The 19567-nt window shown below is 57.8% G+C and carries 18 protein-coding genes; 7 read left to right on the top strand and 11 right to left on the bottom strand.

Translation table 11 applies throughout. From position 1 onward, the window contains the following. Window positions 1-62: 62 nt before the first annotated feature. The 4 genes from CBW65_RS10900 to CBW65_RS10885 all read left to right on the top strand — a co-directional run bounded on the left by CBW65_RS10900 (window position 63) and on the right by CBW65_RS10885 (window position 3540). Window positions 63-2084: an ankyrin repeat domain-containing protein gene (locus tag CBW65_RS10900; protein WP_087456833.1), complete on the top strand. Its 2022-nt coding sequence runs from the start codon at window positions 63-65 to the stop codon at window positions 2082-2084. 106 nt (window positions 2085-2190) lie between these two features. Continuing rightward, window positions 2191-2466: a hypothetical protein gene (locus tag CBW65_RS10895; RefSeq protein WP_087456832.1), complete on the top strand. Its 276-nt coding sequence runs from the start codon at window positions 2191-2193 to the stop codon at window positions 2464-2466. 54 nt (window positions 2467-2520) lie between these two features. Then, window positions 2521-2790, top strand: a complete 270-nt coding sequence (locus CBW65_RS10890) for a hypothetical protein (RefSeq protein WP_087456831.1) — start codon at window positions 2521-2523, stop codon at window positions 2788-2790. A 75-nt stretch (window positions 2791-2865) separates the two neighbouring features. Beyond that, complete coding sequence (locus tag CBW65_RS10885) at window positions 2866-3540, top strand: hypothetical protein (protein ID WP_087456830.1); 675 nt, start codon at window positions 2866-2868, stop codon at window positions 3538-3540. Window positions 3541-3585: 45 nt separating this feature from the next. On the opposite strand, the gene CBW65_RS10880 is transcribed toward CBW65_RS10885, so the two are convergent. From CBW65_RS10880 to CBW65_RS10835, 10 genes are all read right to left on the bottom strand, one after another. Continuing rightward, entirely contained in the window at window positions 3586-3843 is a 258-nt protein-coding gene (locus CBW65_RS10880) for an HPr family phosphocarrier protein (protein WP_087456829.1), read from the bottom strand. A gap of 21 nt (window positions 3844-3864) precedes the next feature. Next, on the bottom strand, window positions 3865-4809 hold the full coding sequence (gene whiA / locus CBW65_RS10875; protein ID WP_087456828.1) for a DNA-binding protein WhiA: 945 nt from the start codon (window positions 4807-4809) through the stop codon (window positions 3865-3867). Window positions 4810-4830: 21 nt separating this feature from the next. After that, window positions 4831-5997, bottom strand: a complete 1167-nt coding sequence (gene yvcK / locus CBW65_RS10870) for a YvcK family protein (protein ID WP_198299807.1) — start codon at window positions 5995-5997, stop codon at window positions 4831-4833. Window positions 5998-6003: 6 nt separating this feature from the next. Beyond that, window positions 6004-6873, bottom strand: a complete 870-nt coding sequence (gene rapZ / locus CBW65_RS10865; RefSeq protein WP_087456827.1) for an RNase adapter RapZ — start codon at window positions 6871-6873, stop codon at window positions 6004-6006. 137 nt (window positions 6874-7010) lie between these two features. Beyond that, window positions 7011-9065, bottom strand: coding sequence for a methyl-accepting chemotaxis protein (locus CBW65_RS10860; protein ID WP_087456826.1), 2055 nt, complete (start codon window positions 9063-9065; stop codon window positions 7011-7013). A 164-nt stretch (window positions 9066-9229) separates the two neighbouring features. Continuing rightward, window positions 9230-9706: an NUDIX hydrolase gene (locus tag CBW65_RS10855; RefSeq protein WP_232463480.1), complete on the bottom strand. Its 477-nt coding sequence runs from the start codon at window positions 9704-9706 to the stop codon at window positions 9230-9232. Window positions 9707-9929: 223 nt separating this feature from the next. Beyond that, a complete protein-coding gene (gene selB / locus CBW65_RS10850) occupies window positions 9930-11831 on the bottom strand; it encodes a selenocysteine-specific translation elongation factor (protein ID WP_087456825.1) in 1902 nt (633 codons plus the stop codon). 15 nt (window positions 11832-11846) lie between these two features. Further along, window positions 11847-12791, bottom strand: a complete 945-nt coding sequence (trxB, locus tag CBW65_RS10845; protein ID WP_087456824.1) for a thioredoxin-disulfide reductase — start codon at window positions 12789-12791, stop codon at window positions 11847-11849. 138 nt (window positions 12792-12929) lie between these two features. Next, window positions 12930-14660, bottom strand: a complete 1731-nt coding sequence (locus tag CBW65_RS10840; RefSeq protein WP_198299806.1) for a tetratricopeptide repeat protein — start codon at window positions 14658-14660, stop codon at window positions 12930-12932. 42 nt (window positions 14661-14702) lie between these two features. Then, window positions 14703-15668, bottom strand: a complete 966-nt coding sequence (locus CBW65_RS10835) for a ribose-phosphate diphosphokinase (RefSeq protein ID WP_087456822.1) — start codon at window positions 15666-15668, stop codon at window positions 14703-14705. A gap of 119 nt (window positions 15669-15787) precedes the next feature. On the opposite strand from CBW65_RS10835, the gene CBW65_RS10830 reads away from it, so the two are divergent. The 3 genes from CBW65_RS10830 (at window position 15788) to CBW65_RS10820 (ending at window position 17448) form a co-directional block, all read left to right on the top strand. Next, window positions 15788-16219, top strand: coding sequence for a rubrerythrin family protein (locus tag CBW65_RS10830; RefSeq protein WP_087456821.1), 432 nt, complete (start codon window positions 15788-15790; stop codon window positions 16217-16219). An 86-nt stretch (window positions 16220-16305) separates the two neighbouring features. After that, complete coding sequence (locus CBW65_RS10825) at window positions 16306-16896, top strand: DUF3501 family protein (protein WP_087456820.1); 591 nt, start codon at window positions 16306-16308, stop codon at window positions 16894-16896. A gap of 102 nt (window positions 16897-16998) precedes the next feature. Further along, window positions 16999-17448 carry a hypothetical protein gene (locus CBW65_RS10820; protein ID WP_087456819.1) on the top strand — a complete coding sequence of 150 codons (450 nt, stop codon included), beginning with the start codon at window positions 16999-17001 and terminating at the stop codon, window positions 17446-17448. 49 nt (window positions 17449-17497) lie between these two features. Here the strand turns inward: CBW65_RS10820 and CBW65_RS10815 are convergent, their stop codons facing one another. Continuing rightward, a complete protein-coding gene (locus CBW65_RS10815) occupies window positions 17498-19459 on the bottom strand; it encodes an ABC transporter substrate-binding protein (RefSeq protein ID WP_087456818.1) in 1962 nt (653 codons plus the stop codon). Window positions 19460-19567: the final 108 nt, after the last annotated feature.

Below are 19567 nucleotides of genomic sequence, written 5' to 3'. Positions count from 1 at the left end.
AAATGCGCCACCGCCCACGAATTAAAATATTACCGTAATTTACTAGGAGGAGGATTCACAAGATGAACAAAAATCAAGTTCTCAAAGGAGCGCTCGCCCTCAGCCTGCTGCTGCCTTTAGCCGGCGCCCCCGTGCCCGTTCAGGCGGCATCAACTCCGGTGGCGATCCACGTCAATGGCGCGGTGCTGAACACCGACCGGGCGGCTTTTAATGAAAACGGAACGGTCTACGTCCCGGTGCGCCATGTCATCGAAGCGCTCGGCGGCGATGTCAAATGGGACAATGCCAGCCAAAAGGCGATCGCCACCGTAAACGGCACGACGATCACCTTCGAGATCGGCACGACCTCCGTGCGGGTCGGCGATCACATCGTCGACATGAACGGCACAGCACGCCTCGTCAGCGACCGCACGATGGTGCCGGTGCGTTTTGTCGGTGAGGCTGTCGGCGGCGAAGTGCAATGGGACGGCGCGAAAAACGTCGTCATCGTCGACACCCGTTCCCGTCCGCTCTTTGATGCGATCCGTGAAGGCAACGTCCCGCAAGTGGCCGGTCTGCTCAAGAGCGGCATCAGCCCGAACGCCGTCCAGAAACAAAAATCGGCCCTGTTCGTCGCGATCGAAGCAGGCGAACTGGAAATCGCCCGCCTGCTGCTCGCCCAGTCGGGCATCGATCCGTACGGTTCGCCGGACAGCCACACCCCGCTGCATGAAGCGGTGACCCAAAGCGACATCGCGGCGATCACGCTGCTGGTCGACAGCATCAAAAAGCCAACCTTCGAGCAAAAAGTTGTCCAGGAGTCGGCGCTCTACACCGCCGTCGTCCGCGGCCGCCACGAAGCGGCCAAGACCCTGCTCCAGCACGGCGTCAACCCAAACATTCCGAACATCATCGAACACTTCCGCGATACCCCGGAATACGCGCCGCAAAATGACCTGTTGATCCAAGCTTCCAGGCAAAACAACGCTGAGCTGGTCGCTTCCCTGCTCGCCGCCGGAGCCGAGCCGAATGTGCACCTCGACGGCGACATGGCGTCCGCGCTGCATTTTGCGGCGATCTCCAACTATGACGGCGTGATCCGCGAACTGCTCACCTCCACCACAACCGACCCGAACATCGCGCCGCACAGCGGCTGGACCCCGCTGATGGTGGCGGCGGAGCGCGGCCATACGGCAGCGGTCAAGGCGTTCGTCGAACTCGGCGCACCGCTCGATGTCAAAAACAACCTCGGTGCGACCGCCTACCTGATCGCCAAAACGCACGGCAACACTGCTACGATGAAGCTGCTCGCCGATGCGGGCGCCGACACCGCCTACAGCCCCAAGCTGAGCAATGATGCTGTCCATTTCTATCAGCACGCACACAACTTTACAGACGAAGACACCGAACTGATGCGCAACGCCTTCTTTGGCCAGACCGGCAATGTGCGCGCGCTGCTCGCACAAGGCGTTGATCCGAACGTCGTGAACATCCAAGGTTCGGCGATCAACTATGCGGGCAGCTACACCGAAACGATGCAGGCGATCCTCGCTGCACCATCCTTCAAAGAGACGCAGAGCAAGAACCGCGCCTTGAACCTCGCGATCGAGATGAAAAATACCGAACTGGTCGAAAGCCTGCTCCAAGCAGGGGCCAAAACTGACTTTACAACCTACAATCTTGCCCTCGACGCGGCGCCCGACACACTCGATGCCCTCTTCAAAAGCGGCATCGATCCTGACGAGCCGCTGCACGACACCAAGAACTACGGCCTGACCCTCGCCGCCATGTGGGGCCAATCGGACATCGTTCGCGTCTTCCTCGCCAACAAGGCCAACCCGAACCTGGCGAACGAAGAAGGCAAGACGCCGCTCAGCTATACGATCCTCCACGGCGACACCGTCAACGCCGGCCACCTGCTCAAATACGGCGCGGACGTCAACCATGCGGATGCTGACGGCCACACCCCGCTCTACTACGCCGTCGAGCGCAGCGATGTGGCGTCGGTCAAACTGCTGCTCAGCGCCCAGGCCGAAGTGACTCCGGAGATCCGCAGTGTGGCAAAAGCCAAGACCAACGCAGAAATTCTGGAACTGTTAAACTAGAGACCAGACCGCAGGGTTCTCCCTGCGGTCTTTTAATTCCTTCCAGCGTAAAAACCTCCCGCTTGGCGCAGACTACAGCTACGAATATGCGAGGGAGGTGCTTTAGATGGAAGAACAACGACTGCCCGAGCTGCAAGATCAACAGCGCAAGGACCCGAAAATTTTTGTCATCCTTGGCTGGGTGTTCACCGCATTGACACTGTTCATCATGCCCTTCATCTTTGGCCCGGCCGCAATCGTCATGGGGGCCATCGCCATCAAGCGCGGCTCGAAAGCAAACGGCATCTGGATCATTGTGCTCTCTTCCCTGTTCATCCTGCTTTATATCCTGATCACCGTCTTTGCCGTCTCGTTCCTGATGAACATGCCGACGGCGCCATAGTCAGTTCTGCTTTTTCCGGAGCGGGCATACGTCTCTTAGAGGAGGTGCTCGCTCATGGAAAATGAACTGCAACAAACTCCGCAACAGCCGGCTAAAAAGGACGCATCCGTCTTTCTCGTCCTCGGCTGGGTGTTTACGGCGCTGACCCTGTTTGTCTTGCCGTATCTGTTTGGACCGCTCGCCATCATCTTTGGCGCGCTGGCGATCAAACGCGGCGCGAAGACCCAAGGCATCATCATCATCGTACTGTCGGCGATCTTCCTCGTACTGGCGCTGGTGATCGGCGCCATCGTCGCCACGATTCTGATGAACGGCGGCATGTAACATCCGTTTCGCACCTCTCCCCTGCTTGGCGCATAGGCTAATAGCAGCCCAACGCCGTGAGGGAGGTGACAGATCGTGAGCACGAACTTTCTGCAAGAGGGCTGGGCGGAAAACCGTCCGGTCCGTTTTGTATCCGCCGGTCTTACCCCGTTGTCGCTGGCCGGCATGTATGTGCTGATCCGCGGCTATGATCCCAAAGGCGGACCTCTGCTCCTCGCCCGACACAAACAGGTGCTCGATTCCATTCCCGGCATGAGCGGCCACAGTGCGCTGCGCCTGGTGCATTTTGTGGAGGTGCCGCCCGATCTGCAGGTCGATTCGGTCAAAAGCGTCCAAGACGTGCTGAAACGGGCGTTGCGCGTCCGCACGCCCGGCATGGTCGTCAACGCCCCGGTCGTGCCTTTAGAAGCAAAAAGCCCCGTCTATCCGGTCGTGCCGGCCTGGCACGAAGGCATGCTCGCCGGCTATCTCGACATCGGTCCGATGCCGGTGCGCACGGGGAACGCCTACCAGTGCATTCGCGGCATCGACAAAACGACCGGCAAGATCGTTCCGGTGCCGGGGCAGAAAATGATCTTCGACTCGCTGCCGTCCAATCCGTCCTACAGCCCGGTGCGCCGCCTGCATTACGTGCGCGTGCCGGAAGAGGTGGAACCGGATGCGCTGCAGAGCGTCGAGCACATCCTGGAGCGCCGCCTGGCGGTGCGCCCGACCACGATGTTTCTCAACGCGCCGATTCCCGACGCGTAAACAAAAACCACGTCTCGCGATTGCGAAACGTGGTTTTTCGTGTTGCTATCCTTGTGCGGCCACAATGGCTGCCAGCTTTTCTACCGCTTGCTCCGCGTCGGGCCCTTCGGCGCGAATGATCACATCGGTGCCGCTGGAGATCGCCAGCGACATGATGCCCATGATGCTCTTGGCATTGACCGACTTCCCTGCTTTCTCCACGTAGATCTCGCTGGTAAAGCGGTTCGCTTCCTGCACGAACAATGCGGCCGGGCGGGCGTGCAATCCCGCGGGCAATCCTACGGTCACCGTTTTCTCTGCCACCGTCAGGCCCTCCTCGCTGCGTCAGTTTTTGTTAGTATACCCTGTTTTCGCCTTTTCCGCCAACTCATCGAGTTTGCGCAGGCGGTGATTGACGCCCGACTTCGACACTTTGCCGGGCAGCATCTCGCCGAGCTCCTTCAAGTTGATGTCGGGAAACTGCAAGCGCAGCTCTGCCACTTCGCGCAGGCGCGGCGGCAGGTTGACCAGTCCGACGACCCGTTCGAGCAGCTTGATGTTCTCAATCTGCCGGACGGACGCTTCGATCGTCTTGTTCAGGTTGGCCGTCTCGCAGTTGACGAGGCGGTTGACCTGGTTGCGCATCCCTTTGACGATGCGGATGTCTTCGAATTTCAACAGGGCCTGGTGTGCCCCGATGATGTTCAGGAACTCGATGATCTTCTCGACTTCCTTCAGATAGACGACGTATGATTTTTTGCGGTCGATCAGTTTGGCGTTGAGGTCGTACGCATTGACCAGTTCGAGCAAGGCGGCCGAGTGGTCATAGTCGTTCGACGCGATCTCCAAGTGGTAGGACGAGCCTTCCGGGTCGTTGACGCTGCCCCCGGCGAGAAACACGCCGCGCAGGTAGGAGCGCTTGCAGCAGCTCTTTTTGACCAGGGCCGGGTTGATCCCGGCCACAAAGGTCAGATTTTCAGCCGCGATGCATAGCTCCTGCAAAATCTCGCGCACCTGAAACGGCACGCGCATCATGTAGACGTTGTTTTTCTTCAGGCGCATCTTCTTGCGCACCAGGATCTCAGCATGCACGCCGAACAGTTCTTTGAGCAAGGTGTACATCCGGCGCGCGATCGCCGCGTTTTCGGTCGTCACGTCGAGCGAAAAGCGCTTGCCGGAGATGAGCACCGTGCCGTTCATGCGGATCAGGGCGGCCAGCTCTGCCCGTTTGCAGCAGGGTTTGAGATCGAGCTGGGTCAGTTCTTTTTTCGTGCGGGCAGCAAAAGACATACGTGTCCACCCTCCTTTCCATTAACGGCGCAGTTTGTTCGGGTCGCGTCCGATCAGGGCCAGGATCTGCTCGGAGATCATCCGTGCATCGTGGCGGGCATAGATGGAGTAGTGCAGGAAATTGCGCGCGATGACGTTGAGTCCAAGATTTTGCAGATTCCACAGATCGGCGACAACCGGTGCCGCCCGCTTCTCCCGGTACTGTTCGATCACAGCCGGCGGAATCGGGGCGGAGTTGACGAGGATGTAATCGAACAAGGGGCGTCCGATGTGGTCATAGATCGCTTTGACATGATCGGACGCAGTGTAGTGGTCCGTTTCGCCCGATTGGGTCATCACGTTGCAGATGTAGACTTTTTTGCCTTCTGCGGCATCGATCGCCTGGGTCAGCTTGGTGACGAGCAGGTTCGGCAGGATCGACGTGTAGAGCGAGCCCGGGCCAATGACGATCACGTCGGCTTGCTCGATCGCTTCCAACGCTTCCGGCAGTGGTTCGAGGTCGTTGGGCTCCACTTCGACGCGCTCGATCTTCTTGCCGGAGAGCGGAATCTGCGATTCGCCTTCGACATACGAGCCGTCTTCCATGTAGGCGCGCAAGATGACCGCTTCCCGCACGGCAGGCAGCACGCGGCCGCCGACGGCGAGAACGCGGGACGCTTCTTTGATCGCCGTTTCAAAATCGCCGGTGACGTCGGTCAGCGCTGCGATCAGCAAGTTGCCAAACGAGTGCCCGGCGAGGCCTTCCCCGCTTTTGAAGCGGTGCGACCAGAGCTTTTCGAGCAAGGGCTCGGTGTCGGACAAAGCGACGAGACAGGAGCGGATGTCGCCCGGCGGCGGCATGTCAAAATCGGAGCGCAGCCGGCCGGAGGAACCGCCGTCATCGGCGACGGTGACGATCGCCGTGATGTCGATGTCAAATTCTTTTAAGCCGCGCAACAGCACCGACAGTCCGGTGCCGCCGCCCACGACGACGACGCGCGGCTTGCGCTTTTCAAGCAGCATCTGCGTGCGGGTGATCTGTTCATCGCGCCACCACCCAAACGCGAGCAGCCCTGACCCCATCAACAGACAGACCAGTCCGATCAGCGAAGACTGCCCCGGCAGGCTGTGAATGCCAATGCCGGCGGCGATCAGTCCCAAGCCGAACGAACAGACGGTCCAGGCGAGGAGCAACCAATAGCGCACCATCGCGGATTATTCCTTTTCCGAATCGCGGTGTACGACGCTCGCCCACTCGCGGTCTTTGAGATGCTCATAGAGCGTTTCGGCGAGTGCGACTGAGCGGTGTTTGCCTCCCGTGCAGCCGATGCCGATCACCACTTGCGTCTTGCCTTCTTTGCGGAATTGCGGGATAAGAAAATCGATCATATCTTCGAGCTTGGTGAGAAAAGATTGGGTAATCGGCCATTTCATCACGTAGTCATAGACGTCCGCATGCTTGCCGGTCAGCGGGCGCAGGGAATCCACATAGTGCGGGTTAGGCAGAAAGCGCACGTCAAACACCATGTCCGCTTCGATCGGCACCCCGTATTTGAAGCCGAACGACATGATGTCCACCTTCAGATGCTGGTCATCGATATGCGAGAACTGGCCGAGGATCTTCTGGCGCAGTTCGCTCGCTTTCAAGTGCGAGGTGTTGATGATCAGGTCAGCGTTGCCGCGGATCTCATCGAGCATTTTGCGCTCTTCGGAGATGCCTTCCACGATGCGTCCGTCTTTGGCGAGCGGATGGCGGCGGCGCGTCTCTTTGAAGCGGCGCACGATCGTGGCGTCGTCCGCTTCGAGAAAGACGATCTGGTAGTTGATGTGCGGCGTTTTCTGTTCCAGGAGGCCCAGCGCTTCCATCAAGTCGCTGAAAAAGGCGCCGCCGCGCAGATCGCAGACGAGTGCAACCTTCGTCACTTTGCCGGACGACTGAATGATCAGGTCCCCGAATTTCGGAATCAACGCAGGCGGCAGGTTGTCGACGCAGAAAAATCCGATGTCCTCGAGCGCCTGCATCGTCACCGATTTCCCGGCGCCGGACAGCCCGGTGATCAGCAATAAATTAATACCCGCTTGCATTACTTCACCCCCTGCAAGTTCATGCCAATTTGTATCTTCTTAGTGTAGCAGATGACGCCCCGGAAAGAAAGAAATCTCGCCCACAAAAAAACGAGCCGGGCGTGTCATGCCCCGGCTCGTTTCATCGTATGCGGCTGTTATTTTTTTGCTTCTTCGTCAGTTTCAACTGCGACATCTTCTGCATCTTCCGAAGAAGTCTCAGCAGTTTCTGCCGACTCGGCATTCGCTTCAAACGTATTCAACTGCTCTTCAGATCCTTCGCTGTCGTCAGCCCCAACAACGTCGGCGTCAGCCCCAACAAATTCCTCTGCTTGTCCGAATACCTCTTGGGAGGCTGCTGCTTGCGCGCGCGCTTCGGCGATCGAGACGACGAGACCCGTTCCTGCGTGGATCTCCTCTTCGACGGTGAAGCGCGAGACGCTCATCTTCAGCGCATCGGCCAGCTGCGAGAGCGTGACGGCAGACGCTGCCACCTCTTGCATCGACGCCAACTGCTCTTCGGTCGCCGCAGAGACTTCCTCGACGCCGGCAGCCGATTCCTCGGTGATCGACGCAACGTCTTCGATGTTCCCAAACACCTGGTTGGCCGAGTTGGAGATCGTCTCCGTCGTATCGGCCACCACGCGGATGCGGTCGAGCATCTCTTCAACCGATGTGACGATGTGGTCAAACGACATATTGGTCTCCTGCATCGCTTTCACGCCTGCGTCAACACGCTGGTTGGAACCGCCCAGCGCCACGCGCATCTGCTCCATGCTCTCATGAGCGGACGAGACGATCGAGCGCACTTCGCCGGCAGCCTGCGAGGACTGATCGGCCAGTTTCTTAACTTCATCGGCGACGACTGCAAAGCCGCGGCCATGTTCGCCCGCCCGCGCTGCTTCGATCGCAGCGTTCAGGGAGAGCAGGTTGGTTTGCGACGCGATCTCGGTGATCACGTTGACGAACTGAATGATCCGGCCCAGTTCGGAGTACAGATGTTCAAACGCATGCACCGTCTCGACGTTCGCCGAGCGAATGCCTTCGATCTGCCCGGACGTGGTGTCGAGCACCGAGCGGCCGTTTAACGCCGTGTCGGCCGTCTGCTGCGCGGCGACCACGATGCGGTTCATCGTGATCTTGATCTCGCCCACCGATTCGGCCAGCTGCGACATCAAGTCGGCGCTTTCCTGCGTGCGCTCTACCTGACGTGCCGTGCCTTCTGCAACTTCCTGAATCGTCAGCGCGACCGATTCGGCCGCCTTGTTGCTTTCTTCCGAGGACAAAGCCATGCGTTCCGAAGCGGCTGCCACCGACAGCGACGCCGTGTTCACCTCGCCGATGATCTGGCGGAGGTTGGCGATTACCGCCTTCGTCGAGCTGGCCAGCTGGCCCAGTTCGTCGCTGGAGTCCACGCTGACGTTGACGCGCAGGTCGCCTTGTGCCAACACTTCGTTCACTTCCACCATGTGGTTGATGCGGCGCTGCAGATAGCGGTTGGTCGCCAGGCCCAGCGCGCCTGCAAACAGGGCGATGACGGCGATGACGATCGTGGTCAGAATCCAGGACGTGCGGTAGATGGAATCGAGCAGCCCTTTGGATTCTGCGATCACTTTTTGGTTTTTATCGTTGATCAACGTCAGAGTCTTGGACAAGTTCTTGTAGCCGGAGGAGAGGTTGCCTTCCCAGAGCTGGAACGCGATGACTTCGCTTTTCGCTGCTTCTGCGAGCAGTTTCGTCTGCGAATCTTTGAAGTACTGCCAGTTCTTGTTCAGGTCGGCCAGGTTCTTCTGATCCTCTTCGGTGTTGTCCGCCAAGCTCGTATACTCGCTGATGTTCGCTTCGATGATCTTGTTGAGATCGTCGAGCTTTTTCTTGGACACCGCTTGGCCGTCTTTGTTGTTGCCGCTGCGGATATAGTTCACCATCTCGCGGTCGTATTGAGCAGCGGTAACCTTCATCTCTTCGGCGACTTGCATCGCGCGGAGGTTGACGGTCAACGCTTCATCCATGTTGTCTTGGAGCGTTCTCAACTGCCAGATCGACGTTGCGCCGACTGCCAGAATACCAACAAACGTTACAATGATGATAAGGCCTAATTTTTGACTAAGCTTCATCTTGATCTTGCTGTCGATGCCTTCATAGACACGGTCCAGCAGCCGAAACGTCGATGACTGAAAGGCTCTTTTCTTTTGTTGTCGTGTTGGCGTCACTCACCCTACCCCCTTCTTCCACCTTCTATAATTTTGACTTCTTCTCTACGGGACCGCTACATTCCTGCCGCTTCGGCACCTTAACCTTCTAAGGAATTTAATCAAATGAAACTAAACAAAAGAAGGCGCAGATCATAAACTCCGCGCCCGGTACTGCTTTCCGTCTATTCTCGTTGCCAGTGAATCAGTCTGTGGTCGGCGGTATAGCAGAACTTCCCTGTGATCAGTTCTTTCGTTCCGATAATGTCAGGAAGAAAGTACCGGTCGCCTTCCGCCATCGGGCGGGTTGCCAGCTCCGAGATCGGGACCCATTCGAGGCGTCCTTCCTCGGTTAACGTCTTGGAGGTGCCAGTGAAGCTCTCCGTATAAAAGGTGAACAGCATGAAGTGATCGAGCACCACGTCCCCGTCCTGCCTGAGGATCGTAAAGATCCCGCGCAGGCGATGATCGGTGATCGACAGCCCGGTCTCTTCCGCCACTTCACGCACCACCGCTTCGGCCAGCGATTCGCCAACCTCCACTTTTCCGCCCGGCGCAGACCACCAGCCGCGCTGCGGCTTTTGCAGCATCAGCACGAGATCGCCCTGGCGGATCACGCAATTCGCTACCAGTCGCATCGTTTGCATCACCACTTCCAGCATACCACTCCGCCCCCGCCGATCACAACGCAAAACGAACACCAATCCTGTCGAATAAAGACACAAAAAAAAGGTGAGCCGTCCGCTTGCGCGGAACACGTCTCACCGGGGAAAGAAATATTTTAAAAGGGGGTCATTTGCTTACCCTTATCATAACCCCTTTATATTGCGAGACTATTACATGAGAGTGAATAGATTGTGACTTTTTATGCGAGACTGCCTTGCTCTACTCCACCACCACGCGCTTGTCCTCGACGCGCTTGGTGAATTTCAATGCATCAAAATACTCCAAGATCGCCACCGCGAACTTGCGCGAGGTGCCGACCCAGTCGCGGAAGTCGGCGACGCCAAAAGCTCCGGACTCGGCGAATTTCTCGCGGATCGCCGCTTGGGCATGCAAAAGCGTCGCGGCTTGGAAATGCACGCCATCCCCGATGTCGACCAGCACACCGGTCTCGCGCAGATAATGATAGAGCCCCTGCAGCGTCTTCTCAAACGCCTTGGTCTCTTTCATCACGTCATCAAGCGACGGCGGATGGAACCCGCTTTCCGCAAAAAGCGCCTCGATCTTGCCGATCAGCTCTTTGTCGCGCAACGTAAACGGCACCTCATACCCGCGAATCGACAGCTTGTCCCGTTGCAGCACAAATCGCTCTTTCGCCGCCTCCGCCCCAAGCAGCGCGTCGAACAGCTTCGGCTTGATCTTCTTGCCGAGTTGCGACAAGACCTGCGCTTTCGGCACGGTGATGTGGTATTTCTCTTTGGCAAAATGCCCTCTGATCTTCTCTTCGATCTCATCGAACAGCTTATCCAGCCAGTCTGTCCCGACATAGCCGCCCGGCACCTGTGTGACCTGCCCTCCTTCGAGCATCGGAGCCAGCCAGCCTTCAACCACATCTTCGGTCGCATTGACCACATCGGCCAGCACGCGCAGCCCGGCGCCCGGGTCGTCCTGCAGCGCTTGCAGCACCAGTTGCTCCGGACCGCCTTTTTCCCGCTGTTGAAGCTCTTCCAGCACATAGTCGCGGCGGCGGCGATGCTCGCGGACCGGATGCGGGTCGATGATCGTGCCGCCGCCGATGGTCAGCATCGGCGAGAAGGTGCGGATGATAAACCGGTCGCCCGGCGCACAGACGATCATGCTTTCCAGATGCAGCTGCACCAGCCCGTCCTCGCCCGGCAGCAGCTCATCGCGGTCGAGGATCGTCACCCGCCCCATCGCTTCGCTCGCCCCGATGTAGAAGCGAACGCGCATCCGGTTGGTCAGCGTGCGCGGCGCATCATCAAGCACATGCATCCGCACGTCCAGCCTATCGGTCGCCCGGTACAGCCCGGTCTGCGCGATCACCATGCCGCGATCCAGGTCGGAGCGCTCTACGCCATGCAGGTTCAAAGCTGCCCGCTGCCCGGCCAATGCGCGATCGGCCGACTCGCCGTGCACCTGAATGTGCCGCACGCGGGCTGCCAGCCCCTGAGGCAGCACTTCCACCGTATCGCCGACTTGGACCTGTCCGGCGTACACCGTCCCCGTCACCACCGTGCCAAATCCGGCGACCGAAAACACCCGGTCCACCGGCAGGCGCAGCGGCGCGGTCACTTCGCGCGGCGACACTTCGGCCGACATGCGCCCGATCTCCGCGCGCAGCTCTTCGATCCCGATGCCTTTCGCCGCCGACACCGGCACGATTGGCGCCTCCGCCAAAAACGTCCCGGCCAGCCCCTCGCGCACTTCTTCCTGCACCATCTCCAGCCATTCCGGATCGACCGTATCGATCTTGGTCAAGACGATGATGCCCTTTTGCACGTGCAGCATCTCCAAAATGTGCAGATGCTCCAGCGTCTGCGGCATGATCCCTTCATTGGCGTCGATCACCAGCATGATCAGGTCGATCCCGCCCGCCCCGGCCAGCATGTTGCGCACAAAGCGCTCATGGCCCGGAACGTCAATCACCCCGACGCGTCTGCCGTCGGGGAGAGTAAAGGGGGCAAATCCGATGTCGATCGTGATGCCCCGCTCTTTTTCCTCTTTGTGAACATCCGTTTCAATGCCGGTCAGGGCTCTGACCAGCGTCGTCTTGCCGTGGTCGATATGCCCGGCCGTGCCCAGTATCAAAAACTGATCGTTCATGCCGCTCTCAATCCTCTATTCTTGATCCTCTTCCCAGAGTTCCACATAATGGCCCGCATAAAACGCCGCCACCGCGCCGTCCGAAGTTGCGGTCACCACTTGGCGCAGCACCGTCTCGCGGCCGTCGCCGGCTGCAAACACGCCCGGCAGTTTCGTCTGCATCTTGTCGTTGGTGACGACATAACCCGATTCGTTCAGGATCGGCAGGTCGGAGAAGAAGCCCGTATTCGGCACCATGCCGACGTAGATGAACACGCCGTCGCACGGATACTCGCCAGTCTCGCCCGTTTTCGTATTTTTAATCTGGAGCTTCTGCACTTTGCCTTCGCCTTCGATCGTTTCGACCGTCGTGTCCCAGATGAAATTGATCTTTTCGTTCTTAAAGGCGCGGTCCTGCAGAATCTTCTGCGCGCGCAAGGAGTCACGGCGGTGAATGATCGTCACTTTCGAAGCGTGGCGGGTCAGGTAGATGCCTTCTTCCACCGCCGAGTCGCCGCCGCCAACCACGACCAGTTCCTTCTCGCGGAAGAACGCGCCGTCGCAAGTTGCGCAGTAGGAGACACCGCGCCCGCGCAGCTCATCTTCGCCCGGTGCGCCCAATTTGCGCGGTTCTGCGCCAGTCGCCAGGATGATCGTTTTGGTCAGGTAGGTGCCGCGGGAAGTGATCACTTTCTTGATCTTTTTCTCCGCGTCTTCGATCTTCTCCACGTCGCCGGTGATCATCTCCGTGCCGAAGTCTTCCGCCTGCTTGTGCATCGTCATCGACAGGGACGGGCCGTCCACCGATTCCACGCCCGGATAGTTTTCGATCAAATGGGTGGTCGCTGCTTGACCGCCCGGCATGCCGCGTTCGATCAACGCAACTTTCAGGTTGGCGCGGCCTGCGTACAGACCGGCTGCCATGCCGGCCGGACCGCCGCCGATTATAATCACATCATAAAGATTGTTGGTTTCGCTCATTGAGAAAAGCCCCCTTCTATTGAACAGACGCACAGCGCGTCCCAAGTTAGTATGAGATTGAAAAAGGACGAGGATTCCTAAAACTCATCCTCGTCCTTTAGTATATCTAAGCAAGCGTGGTGTGTACTGTAAGTCTCCCTACAAATCTTCCCCGCTCTTCGCCGGCTGCATCAGCAGGCGGTAGATCTTCGACACCGCCCCCGGCGCGACGCCGTACCGTGCCGCCACATCGGCCTGGGTGGCTTTCGCACCCAGTTTACGCAGCACCGCATACTCCAGTGCCGCCGCCCAGTTGGCAATTTTCACGATGCGCGGCGGCGCGTGGAAGACGCGGTTGAGATAACCCGTCCACAAATCGCGGGCGATGTGCCGCGCCTCTTCGCCATAGGCCGGATCGAGCTCCGAGTAGGTCTTGTCGAGCACTTCCTGCCATTCCGGCTGCAAGGTCAGCAGATCATCCTGCGGCAAAGACTGCACGCGCAACAGCACCTCTTCCTTGTCCAGATGCGCCTGAAACGGCCCTTCCGCCCCGATGTGGCGCAGGACGTAGATCGCCAGCCGCTTGAGCTGGTCGATCTCCTCCGGGTTCTTGATGAACTCGCGCAGCACATGCTCCACCTCTTTGTCGGCGAGCAGAGCAAACGTCTGAATCACCTGCATCTTCGTCTCCAGATCGCCGTGCTTCAGCGCCCAGAACAAGGACGAGCGGATCAGCGGGTCGTTGCGCCACGTGCCGAGCTGCCCGGTCTGGATCTGCTCTTTCATGATCCGGAACTGCTCCTGAAACGGGATGTGATACTGGTAGGACACCGCGTCCATCTTCCCGCCCGCTTCGATTGCTGCGTTAACTTTGTTCAAATAATATACCGGCGTCTCCGAATCGGGATCGAGCATCTGAATCTCCGACCAGACCTTTTTTGCTTTTTCCAGAAAACCAAGGTTCGCTGCCGACGCCGCCACACAGTGCAGAAGCGCCGTATCGGTGCGGTCGCCCCAGCGCAGCAATTGCTTAAACAAGCGGTACGCGGTCGTATGCTCGCCCAAAATGCCCATCGTGGTCGCCAACTTATATGTATGGTCAAAATACAGCGGGTACAGCTTGCGCAGCCCTTCGAGGATCTCCTGCAGCTGCGGCCCGTTGCCTAAATGCTGATGAAACACCGCCAAGTTGCACAACGCATGCACGTTGGACGGGTCGCGTTCCAAAACTTCGGTCGCGATCTCGATCGCCTTGTCGATGTCGCCTTGGTAATAGTAGGCCAAGGAGAGATTGTTGCGCGGAGCCGTCGAGTCCGGCTGCTGCTCAACCGCTTTTTCCAGATAGGCGGACGCTTCCATAAACTTGCCTTCTTCGAGCAATTTGCGCGCCGTGTCATGCCCGCCGGAGTTGTCATCCTCCTGTTGCTGCTTGCGCTCCTGGAACACTTTGCCGCCGCCAAACTCCTGCATCAGGATCTGCAGCATCTCTTCGGCGTCTTCGGCAAATTCGCCGCGCGGGTCGAGCTCCAGATAGCGCGTGATATGCTCTTCGGCATGTTCATAGTCGCCGAGGTTGGCGCAGTTGTTCGCCATATAGAAGTGGCATTCCACCAGATCCGGGTCGATCTCTTTCAGGATCTTCTGCAGGATCTTGTTCGATTCCTCAAACTCGCCCAACTCGGAGAGGACGCCTGCCAGATTGCAGTGGTTGACCGGATTGTCCGGCTCTAACTCCGCTGCTTTCCGAAAATTTTTCAATGCGTTTTTCAGGTCGTGACGATCCAGATAGTGCACCGCCCGCTCAAAGAAGAAGGCGGCGTCCACTTGGAACGGAATGACATTGTTTTGATGGGTGCTTAGTTTCTCTTCCTGGCTTTTCGGTTTATCCACAGGCGTCACCTCCCGAGTCCTGTCTAATTTTTCCCTAGTATATCACATCCGCCCCGATTCCAGCGACAGAGAGGAGATCGAACGGTTGGTGTGGATGCGGTCGATCGCCTCGGCAAACAGCGGGGCGGCCGAGATCACTTTCAGCTTCGGCAGCTCTTCCCGCCGCAAGATCGGCATCGTGTCGGTGACCACCACTTCTTTGATCAGCGGATGGTTGAGCCGCTCATGCGCCGGGTGTGAGAAGATCGCATGTGTCGCACATAGGATGCCCTCCGCCTGCGCTCCATTCTCCACCAGCCCCTCAATGACTTTGACCAGCGTGCCGCCTGTGTCGATCATATCTTCAATAATAATCGGCACTTTGCCTTTCACGTCGCCGATGACGTGGGTGATCTCCGCTTCATTATGCTTGGGGCGGCGCTTGTTCATCAGCGCAACGGGCAGATCGAGATAGGTGGCCAGCCGCTCTGCCGTCTTGGCCCGCCCGGCGTCAGGCGACACGATGATCGCGTTGCTCAAGTCTTTTGTGCGCAGGTAGTCGGCGATGAGGTCGAGCGCCGTCATGTGATCGACCGGGATATCGAAAAATCCTTGGATCGCCGGAGCATGCAGGTCCATCGTGATCACCCGTTCCGCCCCGACGGTGGTCAGCACGTCGGCGAGCAATTTGGCAGTGATCGGCTCGCGAGGCTGATCTTGCTTTTCCTGACGCGCATAACCGTAGTACGGCAAAATCACATTAATCATGCCGGCCGATGACCTTTTCAGCGCGTCGATCATGACCAGCAGTTCAACAAAGTGGTCGTTGACGGGATGGCAGAACGATTGAAACACATACACATCCGCGCCGCGCACGCTTTCCCCGATCGACACGTAGGTCTCGCCGCTTTGAAAGCGCGACAGTTTTGCTTCGCCAAGCTGCACGCCGAGCATCCGGCACACCGCCTTGGCCAGCTCCGGATTGGAAGAGCCGGAGAAAATCTTCACATCATCACCAGGTCGCTTCACGGCACACACTCCTCAGACAAAATGTGATCCAGCTTACAGCGGAAGATTCACTTTAGACTTATTCTAAGTATAGAATTATTACATGTTCACGAAACGAAACAAACGAGGAGGAAAACATAATGGCATACGAAATCAAAGGCTCGAAAACGGCAGACAACCTGAAAACCGCATTTGCAGGTGAATCGCAAGCGAACCGCCGCTACCTGTTCTTCGCAGAGAAGGCAGACGCAGAAGGCGCAGTAGAGGTAGCAGAACTGTTCCGCGCCATCGCAAACGGCGAAACCAAGCACGCATTTGGCCACTTCGACGCGCTGCGCAACAACGGCGAAGGCGACCCGGTAACCGGTCTCCCGGTCAACAACGCGAAAGAGATGCTGGCATCGGCAATCGCCGGCGAAACATACGAGTACACCGAAATGTACCCGGGCTTTGCGAAAACCGCTCGTGACGAAGGCTTCGACGAAATCGGCGAGTGGATGGAAGTCATGGCAAAAGCGGAGCGCGTCCATGCACAGCGCTTCCAAAAACTGCTCGACTCCCTCGAAGCGTAAGGTATAAATAAAAATCCGCCCTGTACATCATACGTGCGGGGCGGGCGCTTCATCATCATGACCAGAGAACCGGAGGTGGATTTTTTATGACAGCAGCATTGATTCGCAAAAGCGACATCGTGGCGCTCCCGACGTACCGTCAAGGCCGCGACGAATATGTCAAAAAGATGATCCAGTACAAGAAGGCCCGCCGTGTGCGTTTCAACAATGACATCTCGATCTTGTTTGAGAACAAAAACACGGTGATGTTCCAGATCCAGGAGCTCTTGCACAATGAGGATCTGACCGACCCGAAAGAGATCGACGAGTACATCGAGATCTACTCGGGAATGGTGCCGGGAGCGGGCGAACTGTCGGCGACCCTGTTCATCGAAACTGACGAGCAGACGGCGCTGACCGAGCTTTTGACCAAGCTGAAGGGCATTGAACATCACCTCTTCCTGGTCGTGAACGGTGAGCAAATCCAAGCGAAGTTCGAAGAAGAGCACGACGACCGCGAGTTCACCACATCGGTGCACTACCTCAAGTTCCCGATGACGGAGACCGCCATCGCCTACATCACCAACGGCTCCTACGAACACGAAGACGTGAAGCTCGTCCTCGACCACCCTCACATGAACGTCACCATCCCGCTCGGCTACGACACTTTGGAGTCGCTGGCGAAAGATCTGGCGTAGTGTGAAAAAACGCCCGCTGCCTTTTTCTCGGCAGTGGGCGTTTTTACTACACATGGATGCCCCCTGTCTGTCCCACACTACCTACAGGGAGGTGGTCAGGCTATGCTTACGTTTACCAGCTTTCTTTTGATCAGCCTTGTGCTCTTTGGTGTCTTTTACGCGTGGTATTGGTTTGTGCACCGCAACGGCGTGTACAACGCTGCCAAAGCAGGCAAAGGCGACACGCTCGCCAACCTGCGCGGCACCGACCGCTATCGTCCAACTTCGTCGCCCGGCAACCCGAACAACTTTGCGATGGCCGAGTTTGGCGAGATCGGCGGACAGGAAGACGCAACAGGAAGCAAACAGCAGCAGCAATGCCCGATCACCGATCCGCACCGTCTGCTGCCGGCCCCGCAGATGCAGGCCCGCATGACTGCGATGGACACCGAGTTCTCCGAGCTCCCGTCCGCCAAGTTCGAAAAGCTGCCCAACCAACTGCCTGTCGTCGACGACACCGTTGAGTTCCAGCAGCAGCAGAACAACATGCAGTCCCAGCGCGACAGCAGATAATGCAAAACCCCTTCGCTCCCGTATCGGCGAAGGGGTTTTTCCCTAAAAATTACTTACGGCCTTCCACATACGCATGCTTCAGATCATACTGACTCCAAAACGTATGCGTCTCCAGCCCTTTTACATACGGCTTGGTCAAATACGACTTGTTGTTGAAATACAGCGGCGCAACCGGCATGTCTTCCATCAAAAGCGACTCGGCCGCCCGCAACGCACTCGTCCGCACATCCATCTCCGCTGTCGCATCCGAACTTGTAATCAGCTCGTCGTACTTCGGATTGCTATAGTTCGCCGTGTTGATAGACTCGCCTGTCCCCCACATGTCGAGGAACGTGCCCGCATCGTTATAATCGAGTCCCCACGCCATCAACGCGATGTCGTAGTTCCCCTCTTGCGTGCGCAGGAGACGAGTCTTAAACGGCACCGCCTCCACCTTGATCTCCACACCGAGCTGGGTCTTCCAGTCCGCCGCGATCTGCTCCGCTTGCTTGCGCTTCTGCAGCGAATCATCGACCAGCAGCGTCAAAGACGGCATTTCGCTCAGCCCAAGCTGCTTCAAACCTTCCGCCAGCATCGATTTCGCTTTCATAACATTGTCCGCCTGCGCGATCAGGTCAACGCCTTGTTCCCGGAATTCCTTGCCGTGATGGTCGGTGATCCCGGTCGGCACATAACCGGTCGCCGCGTCGTTGTCGCCTTGCATCTCCGCGAGCGTCTTCGTGTTGATCGCATACGTCAACGCCTGACGCACCAGTTTGTTACGCGTCACGCCTTTGGCGGTTTGGAACGTCAGATAATGGGTGATTCCTTCCGCCACAGTGCTGTACTCCGGCGCACTTTTGTATTTGTCGATGAATTCCTGCTGATCAAGCTGGATGCGGTCGAGCACGCCTTGCGCATACAGATTGTGGCGCGAGACGAGCTCATTTACGATCGTGTAGTTGACCGCATCGAGCTTCACTGCATCCGCATCCCAGTACTGCTCATTTTTCACCAGCTTCATCATGCCTTCATGCTCCCACTCGGTCAGCTTGAACGGCCCGTTCGACAGCACCTTGTCCGGGTCCTGCCCATGCTGTTCCAGCCCGACACGATCCACAAACGACATCTTCACCGGATAGAAAATCGGGTGTGCGACCCCTTCGATAAAATACGGCACGGGACGCTTCAGCTTCACTTCCAGCGTGCGGTCATCCAGCGCTTTTACGCCCACCATGTCGGACGTTTGCTTGCCCCCGTTAAAGTCTTCCGCCCCTTCGAGATCCATCAGCATGTACGCCCACTGGACAGACATCGCCGGATCAAGCACCCGTTTCCAGGCAAATTCAAAATCCTGTGCTCTCACCTGCGATCCGTCCGACCATTTCGCCTCGGGGCGCAGGCGGAACGTATACGTCTTGCCGTCGGGCGACACTTCCCACGCTTTCGCCACGCCTGCGACCGGATACCCGTCCTGGTCGATGCGCACCAGCCCTTCGTTGGTCTGTGCGATCAGCGTAAACGCGTCCGGCGTATACGCCTTGGCCGGGTCCATCGAATTGACCTCTGTGGACAGCGCCAGGTTGAGCATCATCTTGTTCCCTTGATAGAAAAGCTCCACTCCATTTTTCCCTGCGTTCCAGTTCACGTCCACGCCGAACTTCTCCAGCACGCGCACCGGCACCATCGTCGCGCCGTTTTTCAGCTCGGCCTTTACACTGAGCGGAAAGGTCTGATCATTCACGACCAGCATCGGGCCGCCGATGCGGACGAATCCGCTGTCATCGCCGATCTCCACCCGCACCTGCTGCTTCTCACCTTCCCACGTCACCGTACCGCCCAGCGCCTCCACCACGGTGCGCAGCTGCACCAAGGTCTGACCATTTTTCTGATACGGCTGCACCTGAAACTTCAACGCTTTGTGATCCAACTCCACTCCGATGCCTGACGCCTGCGCAGCGCCGCCGCCGGCCACCGCCAGCATCGAAACGGCGATCATTGTCACGATCGAACGCGTAAACCTAGATTTCATCTATCTTCAACCTGCCTCTCATGATTTCACATGAATTTCCAGAGACTGACTTCTCCTTATTTTTCCAATGTCCTCTTTTTGCAAAAAAGTTGCAACATTTCAGTAATT

The sequence above is a fragment of the Tumebacillus avium genome, assembly GCF_002162355.1.
Lineage (GTDB): Bacteria > Bacillota > Bacilli > Tumebacillales > Tumebacillaceae > Tumebacillus_A > Tumebacillus_A avium.
Note: the sequence above shows the minus strand (reverse complement) of the source record. Positions and strands in the feature narration are given on the sequence as shown.

Excerpts from the sequence above, each read along its gene's own strand:
- CBW65_RS10900 (WP_087456833.1), top strand. The coding sequence starts at position 63 with ATGAACAAAAATCAAGTTCTCAAAGGAGCGCTCGCCCTCAGCCTGCTG.
- CBW65_RS10895 (WP_087456832.1), top strand. The coding sequence starts at position 2,191 with ATGGAAGAACAACGACTGCCCGAGCTGCAAGATCAACAGCGCAAGGAC.
- CBW65_RS10890 (WP_087456831.1), top strand. The coding sequence starts at position 2,521 with ATGGAAAATGAACTGCAACAAACTCCGCAACAGCCGGCTAAAAAGGAC.
- whiA (WP_087456828.1), bottom strand. The coding sequence starts at position 4,809 with ATGTCTTTTGCTGCCCGCACGAAAAAAGAACTGACCCAGCTCGATCTC.
- yvcK (WP_198299807.1), bottom strand. The coding sequence starts at position 5,997 with ATGGTGCGCTATTGGTTGCTCCTCGCCTGGACCGTCTGTTCGTTCGGC.
- rapZ (WP_087456827.1), bottom strand. The coding sequence starts at position 6,873 with ATGCAAGCGGGTATTAATTTATTGCTGATCACCGGGCTGTCCGGCGCC.
- CBW65_RS10855 (WP_232463480.1), bottom strand. The coding sequence starts at position 9,706 with ATGCTGGAAGTGGTGATGCAAACGATGCGACTGGTAGCGAATTGCGTG.
- selB (WP_087456825.1), bottom strand. The coding sequence starts at position 11,831 with ATGAACGATCAGTTTTTGATACTGGGCACGGCCGGGCATATCGACCAC.
- trxB (WP_087456824.1), bottom strand. The coding sequence starts at position 12,791 with ATGAGCGAAACCAACAATCTTTATGATGTGATTATAATCGGCGGCGGT.
- CBW65_RS10830 (WP_087456821.1), top strand. The coding sequence starts at position 15,788 with ATGGCATACGAAATCAAAGGCTCGAAAACGGCAGACAACCTGAAAACC.
- CBW65_RS10825 (WP_087456820.1), top strand. The coding sequence starts at position 16,306 with ATGACAGCAGCATTGATTCGCAAAAGCGACATCGTGGCGCTCCCGACG.
- CBW65_RS10820 (WP_087456819.1), top strand. The coding sequence starts at position 16,999 with ATGCTTACGTTTACCAGCTTTCTTTTGATCAGCCTTGTGCTCTTTGGT.
- CBW65_RS10815 (WP_087456818.1), bottom strand. The coding sequence starts at position 19,459 with ATGAAATCTAGGTTTACGCGTTCGATCGTGACAATGATCGCCGTTTCG.